Genomic DNA, 20059 nt, shown 5'->3' with positions numbered 1-20059 from the left:
GTGCGCCGCGCGCCGACCGCGCTCCGGGAGCCCGCCCGCGCGGACCCGCGCCCATGGAGGTACCCGATGAAACTTCGCTTGCTCGCGCTCCTCGCGCTCGCCGTTCCTTCCGCGACGCTCCTCTCGCCGCGCGAGGCGCTCGCCTGCGGCGGGTGCTTCGCCCCGCCGACCGAGACCACGGTCGTCAACGCGCACCGGATGGTCCTCTCGGTGTCGCCCGTCCAGTCGGTGCTCTGGGATCAGATCCAGTACTCCGGCGATCCGCGCGAGTTCGCCTGGGTGCTCCCGGTGAAGCCCGGCGCGACGATCGAGGTCGGCTCGGACGCCTGGTTCGAGACGCTCGACGCGGCCACGTCGGTCCGCATCACGGCGCCGAACTCCTTTTGCGCCGCGAGCGGGGGCGGCTGCGGCGCGCTGGGCTCGGCCGACTCGGAGAGCGGCGTGGCAGGGGGGTTCGGCAACGACCAGGTCACCGTCCTCCACCGCGGCACCGTCGGCCCCTACGAGACCGTGACGCTCACGACCGACACGCCCGGCGCGCTGAACACGTGGCTGGAGAGGAACGGCTTCGGCGTCGACGAATCGACGCAGCCGGTCATCGACGCCTACGTCGAGGAGCAATTCGACTTCATCGCCCTCAGGCTCCAGCCCGGCAAGGACGTGAAGGAGATGAAGCCGGTGCGGGTCGTCATGCCGGGGGCGAACGCCGCGCTGCCGCTCCGGATGGTGGCCGCCGGCACGGGCGCGAACGTCGCGATCACCCTCTTCACCATCAGCGAGGCGCGGCTCGCTCCGGAGGGGTTCGCGGCCGCGGCGGTCCCCGTCGACCTCCTCGCGTGGGACTTCGCCTCGCAAGACTCGAACTACGGCGAGCTCCGCGAGAAGGCGCTCGCGGCGCACGACGGCGGCCGCGCGTTCCTCACGCCCTACGCGCAACAGGGCTCGCTGTTCTCGCCCGTGTCGAGCTCCGCGGCGCCGTTCGGCGTGCAGTACACGACGAGCGGCTCGACCACCCCGGTCGACACGATCGCCGCGGCGTTCGCCCAGCAGGGGCTCGCGAACGGCGAGACCCTGGACACCGACTGCGCCGTGCGCTTCGCCGAGATCGCGACGGAGAGCCGCGCCGTGGCGAGCCCGTGTCCCGCCGGCGTCCCGCTCTCCGACCCGAGCTGCGGCGAGGTCGCCGCGGGCCAGATCGACGCGCGCGAGCTCGCGTGCGGGCCGCTCGACGACCTCGCGGTCGCGATGATCGGCCTGCACCCGAGGGACGTGTGGCTCACGCGCCTCGAGGCGAACCTGCCGCGCGCGGCGCTCGACACCGACCTCGTCCTGAGCCCCGCGAAGCAGGAGCGGGTCGACAACTGGATGCGCGCCCGCCTGAGCGTCCACGCCGAGGTGCTCTGCGGCGCGGCGCTCCCGCTCGTCGACGGCGACCGCGCCTCGCGGACGCGGGGGCAGGGCACGCTCGTGGGCATGACGCTCGGCGCCCTCGCCCTCGCGGCGGCGCTCGCCCGCCGCGGCGCGCGCCGCTTCGCCTCCCGCCCGGCCTGACGGACGCTCAGGCGTCCACGTCCCGCGCCCTCGGTCGCGCGACGGGCAGGGGCTGGCCCTGCTCCGGGATGATGGTGAGATCGCCGTCCGCCTCCAGGATGGCCCAGCGCACCTGCGAGAGGTGCGCGAGCCCGCTCTTGTGCATCTCGGACACGATCTCCTCCGGCTGGATGCGCTGGCGATTGCACGCCTCCTCCAGGATGCGGCCGTTCGCGACCAGGACCGTCGGCGTGCCGTCGATGACCTTGGACGCCCGCGGGGAGAGGTGCGTCAGGATCGACGTCAGGAACACGAGCACGAGGAGGGTGGACACGCCCGCGAGCGCGTTCGCGAGCGACGCCTCGCGGACGAGGGCCTGAGAGACGATCTCCGGGATCAGCATGAGCGTGACGAGCTCGAAGGGGGACAGCGAGCTGAGCTCTCGCTTGCCGAGCACGCGGAACGCCACGGCGAGGAACACATAGACGAAGGCGACGCGGGCGACGGTCTCCATGGCGGTCAGGGGAAGATGAACGTGCGGAGCGGCGCCACGGCGCCGCGCTCCCCATCGCACGAGAGGGTTGCGTTGCCCGAGGCGAGCCAGGAGCGCTCGCCCCGGAGATCGACGACGATCCGGCGCTGCTCGCCGGGCGCGAGGCCGCCCAGCTCGAAGCGGCCGATGGCGGTCTCCTCGGGCGTGGCGCGGCGCTCCTCGAAGCTGTCCAGGTAGGCCTGGTCGATCGTGAGCGCGGCGGCCCGGCAGGGGGTGTCCGCCGTGCGCGTCACGTCGAAGGTGAGCTGCTCCGTGTCGCGGAAGCGCATCCGCTCGGGGTACGCCACGCGCAGCGCGAGCCCGGGCGCGGTCGCCTCGCCGGTCTCGCGGGCGTGCATGAACAGGGCGCTCGCGGCGACGCAGGCGAGCGCGAGCGCGCCGAGCGCGTGCTTCGGGCTGAGCTTGAGCCGGCGCCGCATGTCCGGCGCCGGCGGCGGCTCGGACGCGGTCTCGAGCGGCGCCGCGGGCGCGCGCCCGTTCACCTGGCCGGGCCGACGAGCGGAGATCTCATGACGGGACGGGACCATCGCGCACGACGCCCTTCAAATCCGATGCCGCGGTCCGCGCGCGCCGGAGGGCCTGGTCTGCGCCAGAGAGACCGCTTGCCCCGGCGGCGCTGTGGCGTGGTGGCCTTGCGTGGCAAGCTGCCACGTCGCGCATCTTCCTCCGCGGGCATCCCTGCGCGATCGCGACTTCGCGAGGTGGCACACGGGCTGCTTGAGCCGTTGTGGTGAGGGCGTGCGGGCCACTGCGGCAATCGAGCTGCAGCCGCCCCGCGCCGGGACTCGACATGACTTGCTCGGTGCTGACCTTTCCAGGCTCCAGGGCGAACTCCAGGACCAGCCACGCGGTGCCGGACAGGGGGTGCGCGCTCCACGCGACGCGCCTCTTGCCCGGGATGACGGTGGTGCTCGAGTCGCTCCTCGACGACATCGCGCGCGCCCGGGAGCGGATCTGGATCTCGACGTACATCTACCGCAACGATCTGATGGGTCATCGCTTCGCCGATGCGTTCGCGGCCGCCGTGCGGCGCGGCGTCGACGTGCGGCTGCTCTACGACGCGCTCGGCAGCCACGCGACGCCGGCGCAGTTCTTCGAGGACATGCGGGCTCGCGGCATCCGCGCGCGCGCGTACCGGCCGCTCGGCACGGTGCTGCGCCGGGGCGTCGTGTTCCCGCGGGAGCACTCGCGCATCGTGGTGATCGACGGCGCCGGGTACGTCGGCGGCGCGGCGTGGGCCGACGAGTGGCTGCCGCGCGATCAGGGCGGTGACGGCTGGCACGAGGTCTGTAGCCGGGTGGTGGGGCCCTGCGTGGGCGACATGGCGCGGGCGTTCGAGTGCCGCTGGATGCTCGCCAACGAGGCCGACGGGCGCTCGTTCGACTACTGGACCGGCGGCGTCTACGACGACGTGGAGTTCATCACCGACGCGCCCAGGCCGCCGGCGATCATCTACGAGCGCCACGTGGAGCGGGTGCGCTCGGCGCGGCGGCGCGTGTGGATCGAGAACGCGTATTTCTGCCCGCCCCGCGGGCTGGAGCGCGAGCTCATCGACGCCGCGCGCCGCGGGATCGACGTGAAGATCATCGTTCCGCGCAACTCCGATCTGCCGGCCATCCGCAACGCGAGCCTCGCGCGGTACAGGGGGTGGCTGGAGAACGGGCTTCAGATCTACGAGTTCCTGCCGTCGATGCTGCACTCGAAGTTCGCGGTGATCGACGACGATTGGGCGACCGTGGGGACCTTCAACGTGAACCCGACGAGCCTGCGGTGGGTGAGCGAGGCGAACCTCATCGTCAAGCAGCCTGGCTTCGTGAGGGACGCGGCGAACCTGTTCGAGCGGGACGTCGATCGGAGCGAGGAGGTGTGCCTCAACAACCTTCCCAGGCTGGGGGCGCTCGCGCGGATGCGAAACGCGCTGTGGAGCCTGGGGCTCGATCTGCTGGAGCCGCGGTACGCGTCCGGGAGAGGGCGCGGAGCGCTCCCCGAGCCGGAGCGGGAGGGGGGCTTCCTGCCAGCTATCGGAGTCTAGAGCGGTTTTCAGCTGCTCTCGTCCTCGTCTTCAGTCTCGGTCTCTCGTCCCCGTCTTCCGTCTTCCGTCTTCCGTCTTCCGTGCTCGTCCTTCGTGCGCGTGCGCGTGCGCGATTCCCCGGAGTCGCGTGCGCGATTCCCCGGAGTCAGCGCGCACGCAGACGAGCACGGGGACGAGAGACGGAAGACGGGGACGAGAGACGGAGAGAGGTGGAGACGAGAGACCGAGACGAGAGGCGGAGACGAGAGACCTCGCCCCGGCCGGCCCGGCCGACCCGTGAGCCCGATCCGCTACGGCGCCGCTGGAGCGCTCGGGGGCTCCTCGGCCGCGCCCGCGTCGGCAACCGGCGGGGCCGGCTCGGCCGCTGGCGGGGGAGGGGCGGGCTCCTGACTGGCCGCCCCCGCATCCTCGTGGACCTCGACCGCAGGCGCCGAGGCGTCGGCCACCGGCGGGCAAGCCGACCCCGCGCCATCCTGCCCACCCGTGCAGGCAGCGGCCCCGGGCTCCGGCGACGCGCCGGACGTGGGCGCCTGCGCAAGGAGCTGCAGCGCCTCCACGCCCGCGTCGGACGAGGGTAGATCCGGGAGCGGCGCGCTCGCGGTGGGCGCCGGCGACTTGGCGGCCGCAGCTGTGGGCCCAGGCGCAGGGGGAGCCGGCTTCGGAGCCCGCGTCGGGCGCGGGGCCACAGGCTCGGCCGGGGGCGCCGGGGGCGCCGGGGGCGCCACGACGCCGCGCGCGATGCTGGCCGTCAGGGAGCTCGCCTCGGCCGCAGGGCGCACCGGCGACGACGGCTCTGCGACCGGCGCCGGTGGCGCGGCCAGAGACGCCGGCGCCGTCGGCGTCAGCTCGACCGCTGGGCCCGTCGAGACCGGCGCCACGCTCCACGCCGCCGCACCCGCCATGAGGACGAAGCCCGCCGCCGCGAAGCGGCGGAACGGGAAGCGATCCCGCAACGAGGGCCGCTGAGACGGCGACACCGCCACCGGCGGATTCACCATCGCCGTCGCCTCGGACCACGCCCGCTCGCCGCTCTCCTCCAGCGATCCGCGCCGCACCACCACCGCGGCGCGGCGGCTCGTCTCGTCAGGCGCCCGCCGCGCGGACGCCATGGGCAGCTGCAGCTCCAGCGCGTCGTCGGAGCGCCGCGAGTGCAGCGTCGGCGCAGCGCTCACCACCATCGGCCGCGGCGACGGCGCGGGGATCTGGCTCGTCCGCTCGTCCAGCCACTGCGCGCGGAGCGACGCGCCGCACACGTCCTCCGAGACGCCCCGCGAGAGGAGCCACGTCGCGAGCGCGACGCCGAGCTCGCGCATGCTCCCCCAGCGATCCGCCGGGTCCTTGCGCAACCCGCGCTCGATGATCGACCACAACGCCGGATCCGTGCCGCACCGCTCGACGAGCGACTGCACCGGATCCTGGATGACCGCCCGAAGCGTCCCGAACCCCTGCTCGCCGGCATAGGGCGTCTCGCCCGCGATCGACTCGTACAGCATCGTGCAGAACGCCCAGATGTCCGCGCGATGATCGAGCTGGCCCTGCCCGAGCGCCTGCTCGGGCGGCATGTACTGCGGCGTCCCGATCACCGCCGCGCCCGTCGAGCCGGACTGCGGTTCGGTCCACGTCACCTTCGCGATCCCGAAATCGACGACCTTCGGCTGGATCCTCCCGTCGCCCTGCTCCGCCAGCATCACGTTGTCCGGCTTGAGATCCCGGTGGACGACGCCGCGCTCGTGGGCGGCGTGCATCGCGCTCGCGACCGGAAGCAAGATCGCGATCGCCGCCTCGGGCAAGAGCCGCTGCTCGCGGCAGAGCACGTCCCGCAGGGCCTCGCCCTCCAGGAGCTCCATCACGATGTACGGCGTGCCGCCCGCGGTCTTGCCGAGATCGAAGACGCGCACGATGCCCGGATGACTGAGCTTCGCCGCCGCCCGCGCCTCGCGCAGCAGGCGCTCCGCGATCGCGGGAGAGCGCATCTCCGGGCGCAGCACCTTGATGGCCACGTTGGCCTCGAGCGCCGTGTTCGCAGCGACCCAGACAGAGCCCATCGCCCCCTCTCCCGCCTTGCGGAGGAGCTGGTACTTGTCGCCCACCACCGTGCCAGCCTCGAAGCGCTCCCCTAAGGTGTGCTCGAACCCCTGGGTCAAGTTGCTCGACATGCGCTCTCCTGCCGCCTGCTCCGGCCATCCGCCGCCCACGACGCCACGCTTCGCCACGATTCCAAATCTGGAGCATCGCTCGTGCCAGGCGCTCCTCTCGGGGAGCGCCTGAAATCCCGGACGAGCGCGTCGGCGGCAGCGCGCCTCAGCGAGGCAAGTTGCCACGCGCCGGGCGCCCCAGCATCGCCAGCGCGCTCACCCCCGCGCGCTGCCTAGATGAAGCTGTCGTAAGGACGTCGCTGCGCGCTCTCGCTCCGGACGTTCTCGGCGCCCGAAACCTCGAGGATCATCGCCAGGATCTCCGCGTCTCGCTCCGAGGTCGCGTGAACGCCCACGAGGACCGCGCCCTGCCGCAAGCCGCTCTCGTACACGCGCGCGCGGTGCTCGGGCACACCAGCGCCGGCGAGCGCGCCGACGAGCCCGCCGGCCGCGCTGCCCGCGCCCGCGAGCGCGGACTCCAGGGGGCCCGCCACCGCGAGCTCGAGGCCAGGGAACGCCACGCTCGCGCCGGCCGTCGCGAACGCCGCGAAGCCCGCCCCGCCGACGCCGACGTCCGCCGCCGCCCTCGAGCCGGTTCCGCTCTCGACACGCTCTCCGGGCGCGGCGTCGCTGATGACAAGGCTGATGGCGTCACGCTTGTATCCACAGCTCATGACGCGCTCAACCGCTCTCTCGGCGTCGAGCCGTGTCCTCACAAGACCGGTCACCAGCTTTGCCCTCACCGACAGCTCCTTTCCCGAAGGACGTCCTCGCCCAGACGCGTACCCTCGCTGTATTCTGGAATCCCACCCCGTACAGCAGGCGCCGTGCCAACGGAGGATGCCGCAAATGCACGCTCTCCTGCGCCGTCGGCTGTGGACGGTAGACGCCTGAGCCTGCGGAGAGACGCCACACTGAGGCGCCGTTGCAGCGAAGACGAACCGCCGCGTGCGCCCGGGCACATCCGCGCGGCGCGGCGGCGAGGGGGAGAGCGAGCTCAGCGATGCAGCCAGATGCGGAGCAGCGCGAGCAGCTGCTCCGTATCGACCGGCTTGGAGATGTAGTCGGTCGCGCCGGCCTCGAGGCATTTCTCGCGATCGCCCTTCATCGCCCTGGCCGTGACGGCGATGATCGGGAGCGTCTGGAACGCTGGCCGCTGCCGGATCGCGCGCATCGTGTCGTATCCGTCCATCTCCGGCATCATGATGTCCATGAGCACGACATCGATGCCGCTCGTCCTCTCCAGACGGTCGATCGCCGCCTTGCCCGTATCGGCGGCGAGCGTGGTCATCCCCTGGCTCTCGAGGACGGTCTTCAGCGCGTAGATGTTGCGGAAATCGTCGTCGACGATCAGCGCGCACTTGCCGGAGAGCGCGGCGGCCGACTCGTGGAGCTGCTCGATCAACACCCGCTTCGGCTCCGGCAGATCCGAGAGCCGGCGGTGCAGCGCGAGCGTGACCTCGTCGAGCAGGCGCTCCCTCGACTGGACATGCTTCACGGGGAGCCGCTGCGCGAGGCGGCCGAGCTGCACCTCGTCGTCCCCGGCCACGTCGGCCGGCGTGTACACGATGGCCGCCAGATCGGTGAAACGCCCGGCCCGGTCGAGGTGCTCGAGGAGCTCGAGGCCCGGCATGTCGGGCAGGCGCAGCCCGAGCACGATCGCCTCGTACGGCTCGCGCTCGAGGGCGGCGAGCGCGGCCTCGCCGGTGGCCACGCTGGCGATCGTGACCCCCTCGTCCCGGAGCAGCTCGACCACGGGATCGCCCGACGCCGCGTCCGGCTCGACGACGAGCAGCCGGCGCCGCGGCGAGCTGACCAGCCCGTCGAGCCGCGCGAAGGCCTCGTCGAGCGCCGTCCTGCTGCTGAGCGGCTTGTTGAGGAGCCCCACCGCGCCCATCCGCCGCGCGCGGCTCCGCTCCTCCTCCGTCTCCGTCGTGATCACCTGGACCGGGACGTGCCGCGCCGACAGATCGCGCTTGAGGCAGTCGAGCACGCGCCAGCCGTCCATGTCGGGCAGGTTGATGTCCAGCGTGATCGCCGCGGGCTTGAGCTCGCGCACCAGCGAGAGCCCCGTCGCGCCGCGGACGGCGACGACCGCCTTGAAGCCGTGCTCGCGCGCGACGTCCACGAGGAAGCGGGCGAACACGGTGTCGTTCTCCACGATCACGATCGCGCGGTCGCCGGGGCGGACGCTCTCGCTGTCGTCGATGACCTGCGTGTCCGGGCCCGCGGCCATGCGATCCGACGGCCGGCTGCTGTGGACGGTGTCCTCGATGGCGGCCGGCGTGTCGAGGACGTGCGTCGGCTGCCGCCGCGCCGCCCGCACGGGCCGGTAGGTGCGCGGCAGGTAGAGCGTGAACGTGCTGCCGCGGCCCGGCGCGCTCACCAGCGCGAGGTCGCCGCCGAGCATCCGCGCGATCTCCCGGCTGATCGCGAGCCCGAGCCCGGTGCCCCCGTACTTGCGGCTCGTGCTCCCGTCGGCCTGCTGGAACGCCTCGAAGATGATCTGCTGTTTGTCCGGCGCGATCCCGATGCCCGTGTCGTGGACGGAGAGGGCGATCACCGAGTCGGCCCGGCTGAGCACATCGTTCTCACGGTTCCAGCCGTCGCGGGCCACTGTCACCTCCAGGACCACCTTGCCGCGCTCGGTGAACTTGAAGGCGTTCGAGAGCAGGTTCTTGAGCACCTGCTGGAGCCGCTTCGCGTCGGTGAGCATCGAGGACGGCAGCGCCGGCGAGAACGAGAGCTCGAAGTCGAGCTTCTTGGACTCGGCGACGTGCCGGAACGTACGTTGTACGTAGTCCGAGAGGTCCTTGAAGCCGATCTCGCCCACGTCGACGACGACGGTGCCGGACTCGATCTTCGAGAGGTCCAGGATGTCGTTGATGAGCGCGAGGAGATCGGTCCCCGACGCGTGGATCGTCTTCGCGAACTCGACCTGCCGCGGGGTGAGGTTCTGGTCGTTGTTCCTGGAGAGCTGGTCCGAGAGGATGAGCAGGCTGTTCAGCGGGGTCCTGAGCTCATGGGACATGTTGGCCATGAACTCCGACTTGTATTTCGACGTGAGGGCGAGCTGCCGCGCCTTCTCTTCGAGGGCCTGGCGGGCCTGCTCGACCTCGTGGTTCTTCCGCTCGACCTCGACGTTCTGCTCGGCCAGGAGGCGCGCCTTCTCGCCGAGCGCCGCGTTCGTCTCCTGGAGCTCCTCCTGCTGGCTCTGGAGCTCGCGCGCCAGCGACTGGGACTGCTTGAGCAGGTCCTCGGTGCGCATGTTGGCCTCGATCGTGTTGAGCACGATGCCGATCGACTCGGTGAGCTGATCGAGGAACGCCTGGTGGGTCGGGCTGAAGCGCTCGAGCGACGCGAGCTCGATGACGGCCTTCACCTGCCCCTCGAAGAGCACGGGCATCACGATGATGTTGACCGGGGGCGCCTCGCCGAGGCCGCTCGTGATCGTGATGTAGTCGGGCGGCGCGTTGACGAGGAGGATCTTCTCCTTCTCGAGCGCGCACTGCCCGACGAGCCCCTCGCCGAGCTTGAACTGGTTGTCGACGTGCTTGCGCTCCTTGAACGCGTAGCTCGCGAGCAGCTTGAGGACGGGCTCCTCCCGGGAGGAGTCCATGATGTAGAAGACGCCCTGCTGCGCCGTGACCACCGGGGCGAGCTCGGACAGGATGAGGCGGCCGACGGTGAGGAGATCCTTCTGCCCCTGGAGCATGCGCGAGAACTTGGCGAGGTTGGTCTTGAGCCAGTCCTGCTCGCTGTTCTTCAGCGTCGTGTCCTTGAGGTTCCGGATCATCTCATTGATGTTGTCCTTCAGCGCCGCGACCTCGCCCTGCGCCTCGACCTTGATCGACCGGGTGAGGTCGCCCTTGGTGACGGCGGTGGCCACCTCGGCGATCGCGCGGACCTGCGTCGTGAGGTTCGCCGCGAGCTGGTTCACGTTGTCGGTGAGGTCCTTCCACGTGCCGGCCGCGCCGGGCACGCTCGCCTGGCCGCCGAGCTTGCCCTCGACCCCGACCTCGCGCGCCACCGTGGTCACCTGATCCGCGAACGTCGCGAGCGTCTCGATCATGCCGTTGATCGTGTCCGCGAGCGCGGCGATCTCCCCCTTCGCGTCGACGATCAGCTTGCGCTTGAGATCGCCGTTGGCGACCGCCGTCACGACCTTCGCGATGCCGCGCACCTGGTTCGTCAGGTTGCCGGCCATCGAGTTCACGTTGTCGGTGAGGTCCTTCCAGGTGCCGGCGACGCCGCGGACGTCGGCCTGTCCGCCGAGCTTGCCCTCGGTGCCGACCTCGCGGGCGACGCGCGTGACCTCGGAGGCGAAGGAGTTGAGCTGATCGACCATCGTGTTGATGGTGTTCTTGAGCTCGAGGATCTCGCCCTTGACGTCGACGGTGATCTTCTTCGAGAGATCGCCGTTGGCGACGGCGGTGGTGACGGCGGCGATGTTGCGCACCTGGGCGGTGAGGTTGCCGGCCATCGAGTTGACGGAGTCGGTGAGGTCCTTCCAGGTGCCGGCGACGCCGCGGACGTCGGCCTGTCCGCCGAGCTTTCCCTCGGTGCCGACCTCGCGGGCGACGCGCGTCACTTCGGACGCGAACGAGCGGAGCTGATCGACCATCGTGTTGATGGTGTCCTTGAGCTCGAGGATCTCGCCGCGGACGTCGACGGTGATCTTCTTCGAGAGGTCGCCGTTGGCGACGGCGGTGGTGACGGCGGCGATGTTGCGCACCTGGGCGGTGAGGTTGCCGGCCATCGAGTTGACGGAGTCGGTGAGGTCCTTCCAGGTGCCCGCGACGCCGGTCACCTCGGCCTGACCGCCGAGCTTGCCCTCGGTGCCGACCTCGCGCGCGACGCGCGTCACCTGCGCCGCGAACGCGCTCAGCTGGTCGACCATCGTGTTGATGGTGTTCTTGAGCTCGAGGATCTCGCCCTTGACGTCGACGGTGATCTTCTTCGAGAGATCGCCCGTGGCGACGGCGGTGGTGACGGCGGCGATGTTGCGCACCTGGGCGGTGAGGTTGCCTGCCATCGAGTTGACGGAGTCGGTGAGGTCCTTCCAGGTGCCCGCGACGCCGCGGACGTCGGCCTGCCCGCCGAGCTTTCCCTCGGTGCCGACCTCGCGGGCGACGCGCGTGACCTCGGAGGCGAAGGAGTTGAGCTGATCGACCATCGTGTTGATGGTGTTCTTGAGCTCGAGGATCTCGCCCTTGACGTCGACGGTGATCTTCTTCGAGAGATCGCCGTTGGCGACGGCGGTGGTGACGGTCGCGATGTTGCGCACCTGGGCGGTGAGGTTGCCGGCCATCGAGTTGACGGAGTCGGTGAGGTCCTTCCAGGTGCCGGCGACGCCGCGGACGTCGGCCTGTCCGCCGAGCTTGCCCTCGGTGCCGACCTCGCGGGCGACGCGCGTGACCTCGGCCGCGAGGGAGCTCAGCTGATCGACCATCGTGTTGATGGTGTCCTTGAGCTCGAGGATCTCGCCCTTGACGTCGACGGTGATCTTCTTCGAGAGATCCCCCTTCGCGACGGCGGTGGTGACGGCGGCGATGTTGCGCACCTGGGCGGTGAGGTTGCCGGCCATCGAGTTGACGGAGTCGGTGAGGTCCTTCCAGGTGCCGGCGACGCCGCGGACGTCGGCCTGTCCGCCGAGCTTGCCCTCGGTGCCGACCTCGCGGGCGACGCGCGTGACCTCGGAGGCGAAGGAGTTGAGCTGATCGACCATCGTGTTGATGGTGTTCTTGAGCTCGAGGATCTCGCCCTTGACGTCGACGGTGATCTTCTTCGAGAGATCGCCGTTGGCGACGGCGGTGGTGACGGCGGCGATGTTGCGCACCTGGGCGGTGAGGTTGCCGGCCATCGAGTTGACGGAGTCGGTGAGGTCCTTCCAGGTGCCGGCGACGCCGCGGACGTCGGCCTGGCCGCCGAGCTTGCCCTCGGTGCCGACCTCGCGCGCGACGCGCGTCACCTCGGACGCGAACGAGCGGAGCTGATCGACCATCGTGTTGATGGTGTCCTTGAGCTCGAGGATCTCGCCCTTGACGTCGACGGTGATCTTCTTGGACAGGTCGCCGTTGGCGACGGCGGTGGTGACGGTCGCGATGTTGCGCACCTGGGCCGTGAGGTTCGACGCCATCGAGTTGACGGAGTCGGTGAGGTCCTTCCAGGTGCCGGCGACGCCGCGGACGTCGGCCTGCCCGCCGAGCTTGCCCTCGGTGCCGACCTCGCGGGCGACGCGCGTGACCTCGGACGCGAAGGAGCCCAGCTGCTCGACCATGGTGTTGACGGTCTTGGCCGTCCGGAGGAACTCGCCGTCGAGCGGCCTGCCGTCGACCTCGAGGGCCATCGTCTGCGAGAGATCGCCCTTGGCGACGGCGCCGATGACGCGCGCCGTCTCGGCGGTGGGGTGGACGAGATCGCCGATCAGGGCGTTGATGCACGCGACCTCGTCGGCCCACGCGCCGTTCACCTCGCCGATGAAGGCGCGCTGCGAGAGCTGGCCTTCCTTGCCGACCACGCGGCTCAGGCGGTAGAGCTCCTTCGCCATCTTCTCGTTGAGCTCGACGACCTCGTTGAAGGTGTCCGCGATCTTCCCGTCGAGCCCCAGCCAGTCGACGGGCAGCCGCACCGAGAAATCGCCCTTCTTGAGGCTCAGCAGCGACGTCAGCAGCGTCCGCCGGTCGAGCCCGTCGCGCTCGATGGGCGCCGCGGCGCGGGGGGGCTCCGCCGCGGGGGCCTTCTTCGCGCGCGCGGCGCCGTGCGACCCCCCGCCCGACGCGCCCTTCTTGCTCTTGCCATTGCCAGCCTTCGCTCTGCGGGCCTTGTCGAGGTCGCTACGCTGCTCCATGCCGCTGTTCTCCTGGCCCTGCATCGCAGTCAGGGCCGATCGGTGAAGGGAAACGAGGGCGTGCCCCGGGCGCGGAGGGAACCCGGGGCGCCGAGAGCGGTGGGATCAGGCGCCCCGGCGCGCCGCTCGGGCGCCGGGGCGCCGCCGCGAGGCGGCGAGAGGGCGAGAGGAGGACTGGCCCTCTCGTCCGGGGGGCGGGATCGTCGGCCGCCTCGGGCTTCCGCCGGACGCCGCGCGCCGCCCGGGGGCGGGGTTGTCGCTGCCCGACCGCGCAGATTCCGTCGGGTCCCATCGGGTTCAGGCTTCGAGGAACGATGGCCATGCGCGTCTGCGCCCACCGCGCAGGAGCATGGGTTCGTATACTACGCAGGCGCGCAGCCGGGCAAGCATCGCGCCGCGCTGGCCGCGCGCTTCTCGGGTCGCTTCTCGTGGGATTCCCGTGGCAGGGCGCGCGGTCGGGCGCGGGCGATGTGGCCAGGGCGAGGAGCGAGGCGGTGAGGTGCGTTCGCGCCGGCGCGGGCGTTGCGCGCGGGCGCGGCTGTTGCGCGCCGGCGCGGACCCTGTGGGGTGGTGCGGGCTGCGGGTGTCGCGCGGCTGGTGCGGGCCGCGGGTGTCGCGCGGCTGGTGCGGGCCGCGGGGGTCGCGCGCGGGTGCGGGGGTCGGTCGAGGGGCTGCCTCAGGCCACGTCGGCCTTGGGGGGCCGGCGTCTCGGCAGGAGAGCGCCGCCGGGCTGCTTCCGTGGCGTGACGATGCAGTAGCGCCCTGCCTCTCCCACCCGCTCGTGGATGCCCGATTCCGTGATCTCTCGCGCCGGCCTCAGCGGCGGCAGCCATCGGGACACGTTCGCGAGGCACGAGGTGCGCTCGGGGAACGGGGAGTGACGGGGCCGCGGCCGCTCCGTGGCGGCGCCGTGCGGCCGCTCCGTCGCGGCGTCGTGCGGCCGCTCCGTCGCGTCATAGGCGCGCTCCGGGGCGTCGTGGGCTCGCTCCTGGGCGTCGTGGGCCCGCTCGGCAGCGAGGTCGTAGGCCCGCTCGGCGGCAGCGTCGTGGGCCCGCTCGGCGGCGTCGTACGGCCGGTCCGAGATCGATCGGTACACCCGCTCCGACAGAGAGCCGTGGGGCGGCCGCTCCGAGGGCGAGCCGTGGGGCGGCCGCTCCGAGGTCGGGCCGTGGAGCGGCCGCTCCGAGGGCGAGCCGTGAGGCCCCTCGATGGCTGCAGCGCTCTGCGCAGGGAGCGTGCCGGACGATGCGCGCCGCTTCGCGGTGGTCGCCGCGATCCGGAGCCGGAGATCCTCGACGTGCCTCGCGAGCCGCTCCGTCTCCTCGGTGAGCCGCGCGAAATCATCGACCTGGCTTCTGCGCTCTGACATAAACGAGTCCTTTGCCGCGTTTCTTCAGCCGATCTCGATTCTCTGGCCAGTTCAGCTGCACACCGCATGCCGCGCGAGCGCGGGTCCCTTGAACGGACGTCGAAGGGCGACGTAGAGCTGCGGTGTAGCGATTTGTCGCAGCGTGGCAACGCTGCCTCCACCGTGCAATCGCGATCTCGGCGGCTCGCGCGGAGCGTGCCGGACATCCCGCGGGAAATGCGGGAGCGGACTCGGCGGCATGCCCTGTGCCGTGCGACGCCGCGCACAAGATGGATGAGCCCGTCGCGCCTCGCTGCGTCACGGCCTGATGCCGCCGCGCCCGCGGGGCGCGGCGGGGTGTTCCGTGCCCCAGGGGGCCTGGCCTGACGGCGCGCGGCGCTGGTTGAAGGAGCAGACCCATGCAGAACTCGAACTTTGAATCGCTCGGCGCCCGGCTGGGGCTCCCGGCGGACGGCGTATGGCAGTGGGTGATCGTCGCGGCGAGCGTTCCGGTCGGCTTCGCGCTCGCTCGGCTGGCAGTGGGCCTGTTCCGGCGCGCCGGCTCGATCGTCGTGCGACGGACGGCGACGCCATGGGACGAAAAAACACTCGACGCGGCAATTGGCCCCGTGACGCTTTGTCTCGGGATCATCCTGACGGCCGGCCTCGCGAAGATGACGCGGCTCGGGCAGGAGCTCGTGGCCGATCTGCGATCGCTGCTCTCGGCGCTGTTCATCGGCGGCGTGGCGTGGCTGCTCATGCGCCTCGTCGGGATCCTCACCGAGGTGCTGGACGCGCGCGCCCTGCGGCACCTCGAGGAGGGGAGCGAGTCGTCCCGCGGGCTGCGCACGCAGGCCCGCGTGCTCGAGCGGGTCGCGCGGGTGATCATCGTGATCGTGGCGGGCGCGCTCGTGCTCCTGAATTTCGAGACGGTGAGGAACGTCGGCGTGTCGCTCCTGGCCTCCGCCGGCATCGCGGGCGTCGTGCTCGGCCTGGCGGCGCAGAAGCCGGTGGGCGCGATCCTGTCGGGCCTCCACATCCTGTTCACCCGGCCGATCGATCTCGGCGACAAGGTCGTGGTGGACGGTGAGTTCGGGACGATCGAGGAGATCCGGCTGACCCACGTGGTCATGAAGATCTGGGACGAGCGGCGGCTCATCGTCCCCACCGCGCGGCTCCTCGACCAGTCGTTCCAGAACTGGACGAAGCACGGATCGGAGAAGCTGGGCACCGTCGAGATCTACGTGGATTACCGCACGCCGGTGGACGCCGTGCGGCGGCACTTCGAGTCCATCCTCCCGAACAGCGAGCTCTGGGACAAGCGGGTAAAGGCCGTCCAGGTCACGAACGTGACAGAGCGCACGATTGAGGTGCGTTTTCTCGTCTCTGCCCGCGACTCTGGGCAGCTGTTCGATCTGCGGTGCTGGGTTCGCGAGGAGATGCTCCGGTGGGTCCAGGAGCTCGAGGAGGGGATGTACCTGCCGCAGGAGCGCTTCTCGGGGGCGGCTCCGGTCGTCGAGGCGATCGAGCGGCGTGGTCCGGCCTCGGGTCGGGCGCGGCGGGCTGGAGCGGTCGACGGCGTGGCCGATGTGAAGTCGTGACGGTGCGCGCCCGCTGCGTAGCGGAACGCCACACCGCGACGCCCAGGCTGGGGCGATGGACGTCGGCGCGCTCTTCCGGCGCGTCACCGTCGCGTGCGCTTCCCGCCTCGCCCCCGTCGACTCGATGACACCTTCGACGCGCGGAACAGGCCTCCACGCCTGTCCGCGCGCTCCGTCGCGCGCCGGGGCCCAACCGCTGTGCCCGGGGTCGTTCCGCTCGCCGGCAGGCGCAGGAAAACGGCATGTGCTTTGCAGCGAAAACAGAAAGATCCGGCACTTGGCCCGTCAGCCGTCGACCGCGCGACGAGGTTTCGCCACGCCCCTGGGGGGAATGGGGGCGTGGCAGGTCTAACTGCCCCGCCCGCTCTGTGCAGCTGCCTGCGCGGGAGTCCAGGAGCAACGCGCCATGAAATGGGTCATCAGGATCACGCGGGTTGGCGGAATCGATGTTGTCGCGCACGCGGCGTTCGGCCTGCTCATCCCGATCGGGGCGCTCCAGTGGGGGGCGCGGCACGGCGGGAGCGGCGCGCTCTTCGGATGCGCGCTGGGGGCGGCGTTGCTCGGGTGCGTGGCGCTGCAGGCGCTCGTCCACGGGCTCGTGGCGCGGCAGCTCGGCCTGCGGGTGAGCGAGGTGCTGCTCTCGCCGATCGGGGCGATCGCGAGGCGCTCGCGGCCGGACGCGGGGTGGGCGCAGAGCGGGGCGCTCGGCCTGGCGGCGAACTTCGCGCTGGCGGTGATCGTCTTCTTGGCCGCGGGTGCCCAGCACGGGGCGGGGGAGCTCCGGTGGGCGTCGGTGCTTCAGGCCGTCGAGGCGCCGTCGCGCGAGACGGCGGTCGTGTGGATCGCCAGCGCGAACCTGGGGATCGCGATGCTCGGCCTGTTGCCCGCGCTGCCGCTCGAGGGGGGGCGGGTGCTGCGCGAGGCGCTGTCGCCGCTCACCGGCACCTGGCTCGCGACGTCGCTGGCGGCGACGCTCGGGCAGGCGATGGCGGCCGTGCTGTTCTTCATCGCCCTGATCGGCGGTCAGCTCTTCATCGCGCTGCTGTCGGCGCTGCTGTTCCTCGGGGCGCGGCGGGAGTGGAGCGCGGCGCAGGTGGTGAGGGCGCCCGTCGCGTCGTCCGAGGCGCGCCGGCTCGAGGGTCGGGCGGTCCAGCTGTGGCCCGGCGAGCTCGTGGGCGATGCCGCGCGGCGCATCCTGGCGAGCCATGAGCCCGATTTCCCGGTGGTGTACGAGGATCGCGTGATCGGGATCGTGACGCGCACGGACGTGATGCGCGCGCTGGCGGCCGGCGAGGAGGGGGCGTTCATCGCGTGGATCATGCGCTGCGACGTGCCGCGGGTGGCGGCGGACGTGTCGCTCGACGAGGTGGGGCGGAAGATGGTCGAGAAGAACACGCCGGTGGTCGCGGTGTTCGACGGGGAGAGCTACCTGGGGCTCGTGAAGCACTCGGATATCGCGGGGGCGCTCACGCGGGGGCGCGGGGGGAGGCTCGGGAGGATCCGGCTGGCGGCGGCGCAGGCGGGGTAGGCCAGAGGCTTTGCCGGGCTGAACGGCCCCCGGAGGGGTGATGGTGGGGCGGCCCGGCGCGGGGGCCCCGCCGAACTCGCCCTGGATGTTACCCCTCCGGCGCAAGCGCCGGAGAGGTAACATCCAGGGCTCAGACATCGGCCCATCCCCCGCGCCGGGCCGCCCCACCATCACCCCTCCGGGGGCCTGGGGTGAGCTGCGGAGTCAATCGGGATAGGGGACTGGGGTTGAGCTGCTGGCCGCGTCCGAGTCACGCGAACGAAGACGCCCCGCCCACCGGGGACGGGGGGCGGGGCGTCGGGGATTGTCCCTGAGAGGCGGAGCCTCAATCGTTTCGCACGAAATTGAGCTTGAAGGAGACCACGAGCACCAGCGCGTCCTGACTGATACGCCGCTTGCCCCAGGCGACCCCGATGTGCAGCCCCTCGATCGGCTCGAGGTTGGAGGGGAGACCTACGGTGTGCGTGAGCGTCTTCGTGAAATTCCACTCAGGCTTCTTGTTCGCAAGCGCTGAGTTGACGGCCCTCATGATGGTATGGTCGATGATCGAGGGGATGCCGCGGATGTCGGCCTCCTCGAGCTCGACGTTGAACGCGAGGACGTTCCCCTTGTTCCTCTCGATGATCTCCGGGGTGATCATCACCCTGAGCTCGTCGAGCTTGATGGTGGGGTTCACGCCAACGATGGACCACTTCAGCTCCGCGGGACAGGTGACGCGCAAGCCCATGTCCTCGACCAAGGTGATCTCGGTCGCCTTGCCGAGGTAGAGCCAGCGGTCGGTCTTGTCATCGTCGTCCAGGTGAATTTTCACAGGGAGGAACTCGCCCAAGACCTGGGCGAGATCCTCCCGCGTGATGATGGCTTCGAGCCACACGGCTGGCGCCTCAGCTCAGGTGGTGACCGCTCTCGCCGCCCTGGGCTCGCCCGCCCTCGATGCCGTAATGCGAGTTCCCGGTCTCGGAGGAGACCGCGCCCTTCACCGCGTCGACCGCGCCGCCGACCTTGTCGTGGACCGTGCGCTCGGCCTGCTCGACCCCGCGCGTCGCCTGGCGCTTCAGGCCGTCGAGGCGGTTCAGGATGTCACGGCGCAGCGCCTCGCCGGACGTCGGCGAGAGCAGCATGGCCACGCCCGCGCCCACCGCGACGCCGGCGCCGAAGAACGCGAGCGTCGTGAGCGGGCTCCGCTTGCGCGCGAGGCCGACCCAGCCGAGCACGTCGTCGAAGCCGAGCGCCCCGATGGTCGCGGCGATCCCGGCGACCGCCTTCGCGACGTCGAACGCCGTCGTCTTGGCCGTCGTCGCCGCGACGCCCGCACCGGCGGCCGCCGACTCGTACACACCCTTCGCAGTCCCCACCGCGTCATTCAGTCTCGTCATGGCTCTTGTCTCCTTGTGACGGACATGACGTCCGCCGGTTCGTGAGGGGATGCATTGCAGGCCCCGGACCAACCAGCAGACCGCGCTGTACGGCCCGCTTGTCCCCGCGGCCGCACCCACCTCACCGTGACGCCTCCGTGACGAAATGCCACATCTGTCGTGCCGCGCCTCGCGCGCACGCCCACCCCAAACGGCGCGCCCAGCGACCCCCCCGAGGCCGCGCGCCGGCCGCTGCGCCGCCGAGGCAGCCCGCCGCGCCGTCGCAAACGGAAGATGGTCTATCGGGAAACGTGACCAGGAAGGTAGAAGCGCCCCCGCCCCGCCCTGACCGACGCCCGCCGAGCGGGCCTCGCCCTCTGCTTCACGCTCGCCGAGCGGGGCTCGCCCGCACAGGAGACGGGCCCAGATCGGCGTTTTCGGCGCACAGGCGTGCTCCAGCACGCCGAGCACCGAAAACGTCGAGATGGGCCCGTATCCGCAGCGGGCGAGCCCCTCTCAACGGGGGGAGTGGGTGAGGCCGGTGAGCACGACGTCGACCCGGCGGTCGTAGCCGTAGGAGTACATCGGCTGGTTGCCGACCGCCTCGGACGCGCCCGTCGCGCGCACCGAGACGCGGTCCGCAGGGATGCCCTCCTTCACGAGGATCTCCTTCACCCGCGTGGCGCGGCGAAGCGAGAGATCCTGATTGTAGGCCTGCGTACCTCGCGGATCGGCCCGGCCGACGAGCTCTATCCTGACGTCCTTGAGGTTGGAGGTGAGCAGGCAGTCGACGATCGCGCGGAGCTCCAGGTGGTCCTGGGGCAGCGGCTCGGACGAGTCGAAGGCGAAGTTCGTCTTGGGCAGCCGGCAGACATCGGCGATGTCGTCGCCGAGGGTGAGCCGGATGAACCGATCTTCGCCCTCCCGGAGATCGGGCCACTCGACCTTGTAGACCCCATCGGGGCCCGGGTTGGGCAACCTGGGTTCGGCCCGCGCCTGCTCCACGGGCGGGGCCGCTGCGCACGCGGAGAGCAGCGAGATCGCAAGCGCGCCCAGGCAGAGCCTGGGCAGATGGACTACCGACGGCATGGGGACCCTCCTTTCGAGGTCGCGGCCCGAGAGACACC

At 71.3% G+C, this 20059-nt stretch carries 13 protein-coding genes; 4 read left to right on the top strand and 9 right to left on the bottom strand.

Features of this window, described 5'->3' with window-relative positions; translation table 11 throughout:
- The first annotated feature begins 66 nt into the window (after nucleotides 1-66).
- Entirely contained in the window at nucleotides 67-1551 is a 1485-nt protein-coding gene (locus tag WMF26_RS31060) for a DUF2330 domain-containing protein (protein ID WP_437995639.1), read from the top strand.
- A gap of 7 nt (nucleotides 1552-1558) precedes the next feature.
- On the opposite strand, the gene WMF26_RS31055 is transcribed toward WMF26_RS31060, so the two are convergent.
- Both WMF26_RS31055 and WMF26_RS31050 read right to left on the bottom strand, forming a co-directional pair.
- Nucleotides 1559-2044 carry a DUF421 domain-containing protein gene (locus WMF26_RS31055; RefSeq protein ID WP_061627237.1) on the bottom strand — a complete coding sequence of 162 codons (486 nt, stop codon included), beginning with the start codon at nucleotides 2042-2044 and terminating at the stop codon, nucleotides 1559-1561.
- Nucleotides 2045-2049: 5 nt separating this feature from the next.
- Nucleotides 2050-2610: a hypothetical protein gene (locus WMF26_RS31050; RefSeq protein WP_437995638.1), complete on the bottom strand. Its 561-nt coding sequence runs from the start codon at nucleotides 2608-2610 to the stop codon at nucleotides 2050-2052.
- A gap of 275 nt (nucleotides 2611-2885) precedes the next feature.
- On the opposite strand from WMF26_RS31050, the gene WMF26_RS31045 reads away from it, so the two are divergent.
- On the top strand, nucleotides 2886-4115 hold the full coding sequence (locus WMF26_RS31045) for a phospholipase D-like domain-containing protein (protein ID WP_437995637.1): 1230 nt from the start codon (nucleotides 2886-2888) through the stop codon (nucleotides 4113-4115).
- A 290-nt stretch (nucleotides 4116-4405) separates the two neighbouring features.
- Here WMF26_RS31045 and WMF26_RS31040 read toward each other — a convergent pair whose 3' ends face one another.
- The 4 genes from WMF26_RS31040 to WMF26_RS31025 all read right to left on the bottom strand — a co-directional run bounded on the left by WMF26_RS31040 (nucleotide 4406) and on the right by WMF26_RS31025 (nucleotide 14469).
- Complete coding sequence (locus tag WMF26_RS31040; protein ID WP_437995636.1) at nucleotides 4406-6271, bottom strand: serine/threonine-protein kinase; 1866 nt, start codon at nucleotides 6269-6271, stop codon at nucleotides 4406-4408.
- Between the two features lie 212 nt (nucleotides 6272-6483).
- Nucleotides 6484-6924, bottom strand: coding sequence for a hypothetical protein (locus WMF26_RS31035; RefSeq protein ID WP_437995635.1), 441 nt, complete (start codon nucleotides 6922-6924; stop codon nucleotides 6484-6486).
- A gap of 323 nt (nucleotides 6925-7247) precedes the next feature.
- On the bottom strand, nucleotides 7248-13100 hold the full coding sequence (locus WMF26_RS31030) for a HAMP domain-containing protein (RefSeq protein WP_437995634.1): 5853 nt from the start codon (nucleotides 13098-13100) through the stop codon (nucleotides 7248-7250).
- 676 nt (nucleotides 13101-13776) lie between these two features.
- On the bottom strand, nucleotides 13777-14469 hold the full coding sequence (locus WMF26_RS31025) for a hypothetical protein (RefSeq protein ID WP_437995633.1): 693 nt from the start codon (nucleotides 14467-14469) through the stop codon (nucleotides 13777-13779).
- 398 nt (nucleotides 14470-14867) lie between these two features.
- Here WMF26_RS31025 and WMF26_RS31020 point away from each other — a divergent pair, with 398 nt between their 5' ends.
- Both WMF26_RS31020 and WMF26_RS31015 read left to right on the top strand, forming a co-directional pair.
- Nucleotides 14868-16049 carry a mechanosensitive ion channel family protein gene (locus WMF26_RS31020; protein WP_437949800.1) on the top strand — a complete coding sequence of 394 codons (1182 nt, stop codon included), beginning with the start codon at nucleotides 14868-14870 and terminating at the stop codon, nucleotides 16047-16049.
- A gap of 406 nt (nucleotides 16050-16455) precedes the next feature.
- On the top strand, nucleotides 16456-17577 hold the full coding sequence (locus tag WMF26_RS31015; protein ID WP_061627733.1) for a CBS domain-containing protein: 1122 nt from the start codon (nucleotides 16456-16458) through the stop codon (nucleotides 17575-17577).
- 325 nt (nucleotides 17578-17902) lie between these two features.
- On the opposite strand, the gene WMF26_RS31010 is transcribed toward WMF26_RS31015, so the two are convergent.
- The 3 genes from WMF26_RS31010 to WMF26_RS31000 form a co-directional block, all read right to left on the bottom strand.
- Entirely contained in the window at nucleotides 17903-18451 is a 549-nt protein-coding gene (locus tag WMF26_RS31010; RefSeq protein WP_020738099.1) for a hypothetical protein, read from the bottom strand.
- Nucleotides 18452-18461: 10 nt separating this feature from the next.
- Nucleotides 18462-18953 carry a YtxH domain-containing protein gene (locus WMF26_RS31005; RefSeq protein WP_061627732.1) on the bottom strand — a complete coding sequence of 164 codons (492 nt, stop codon included), beginning with the start codon at nucleotides 18951-18953 and terminating at the stop codon, nucleotides 18462-18464.
- 495 nt (nucleotides 18954-19448) lie between these two features.
- A complete protein-coding gene (locus WMF26_RS31000; protein ID WP_437331984.1) occupies nucleotides 19449-20021 on the bottom strand; it encodes an OmpA family protein in 573 nt (190 codons plus the stop codon).
- Nucleotides 20022-20059 lie beyond the last annotated feature (38 nt).

The organism is Sorangium sp. So ce185 (assembly GCF_051526825.1).
Classification (GTDB): domain Bacteria; phylum Myxococcota_A; class Polyangia; order Polyangiales; family Polyangiaceae; genus Sorangium; species Sorangium cellulosum_D.
Note: the sequence above shows the minus strand (reverse complement) of the source record. Positions and strands in the feature narration are given on the sequence as shown.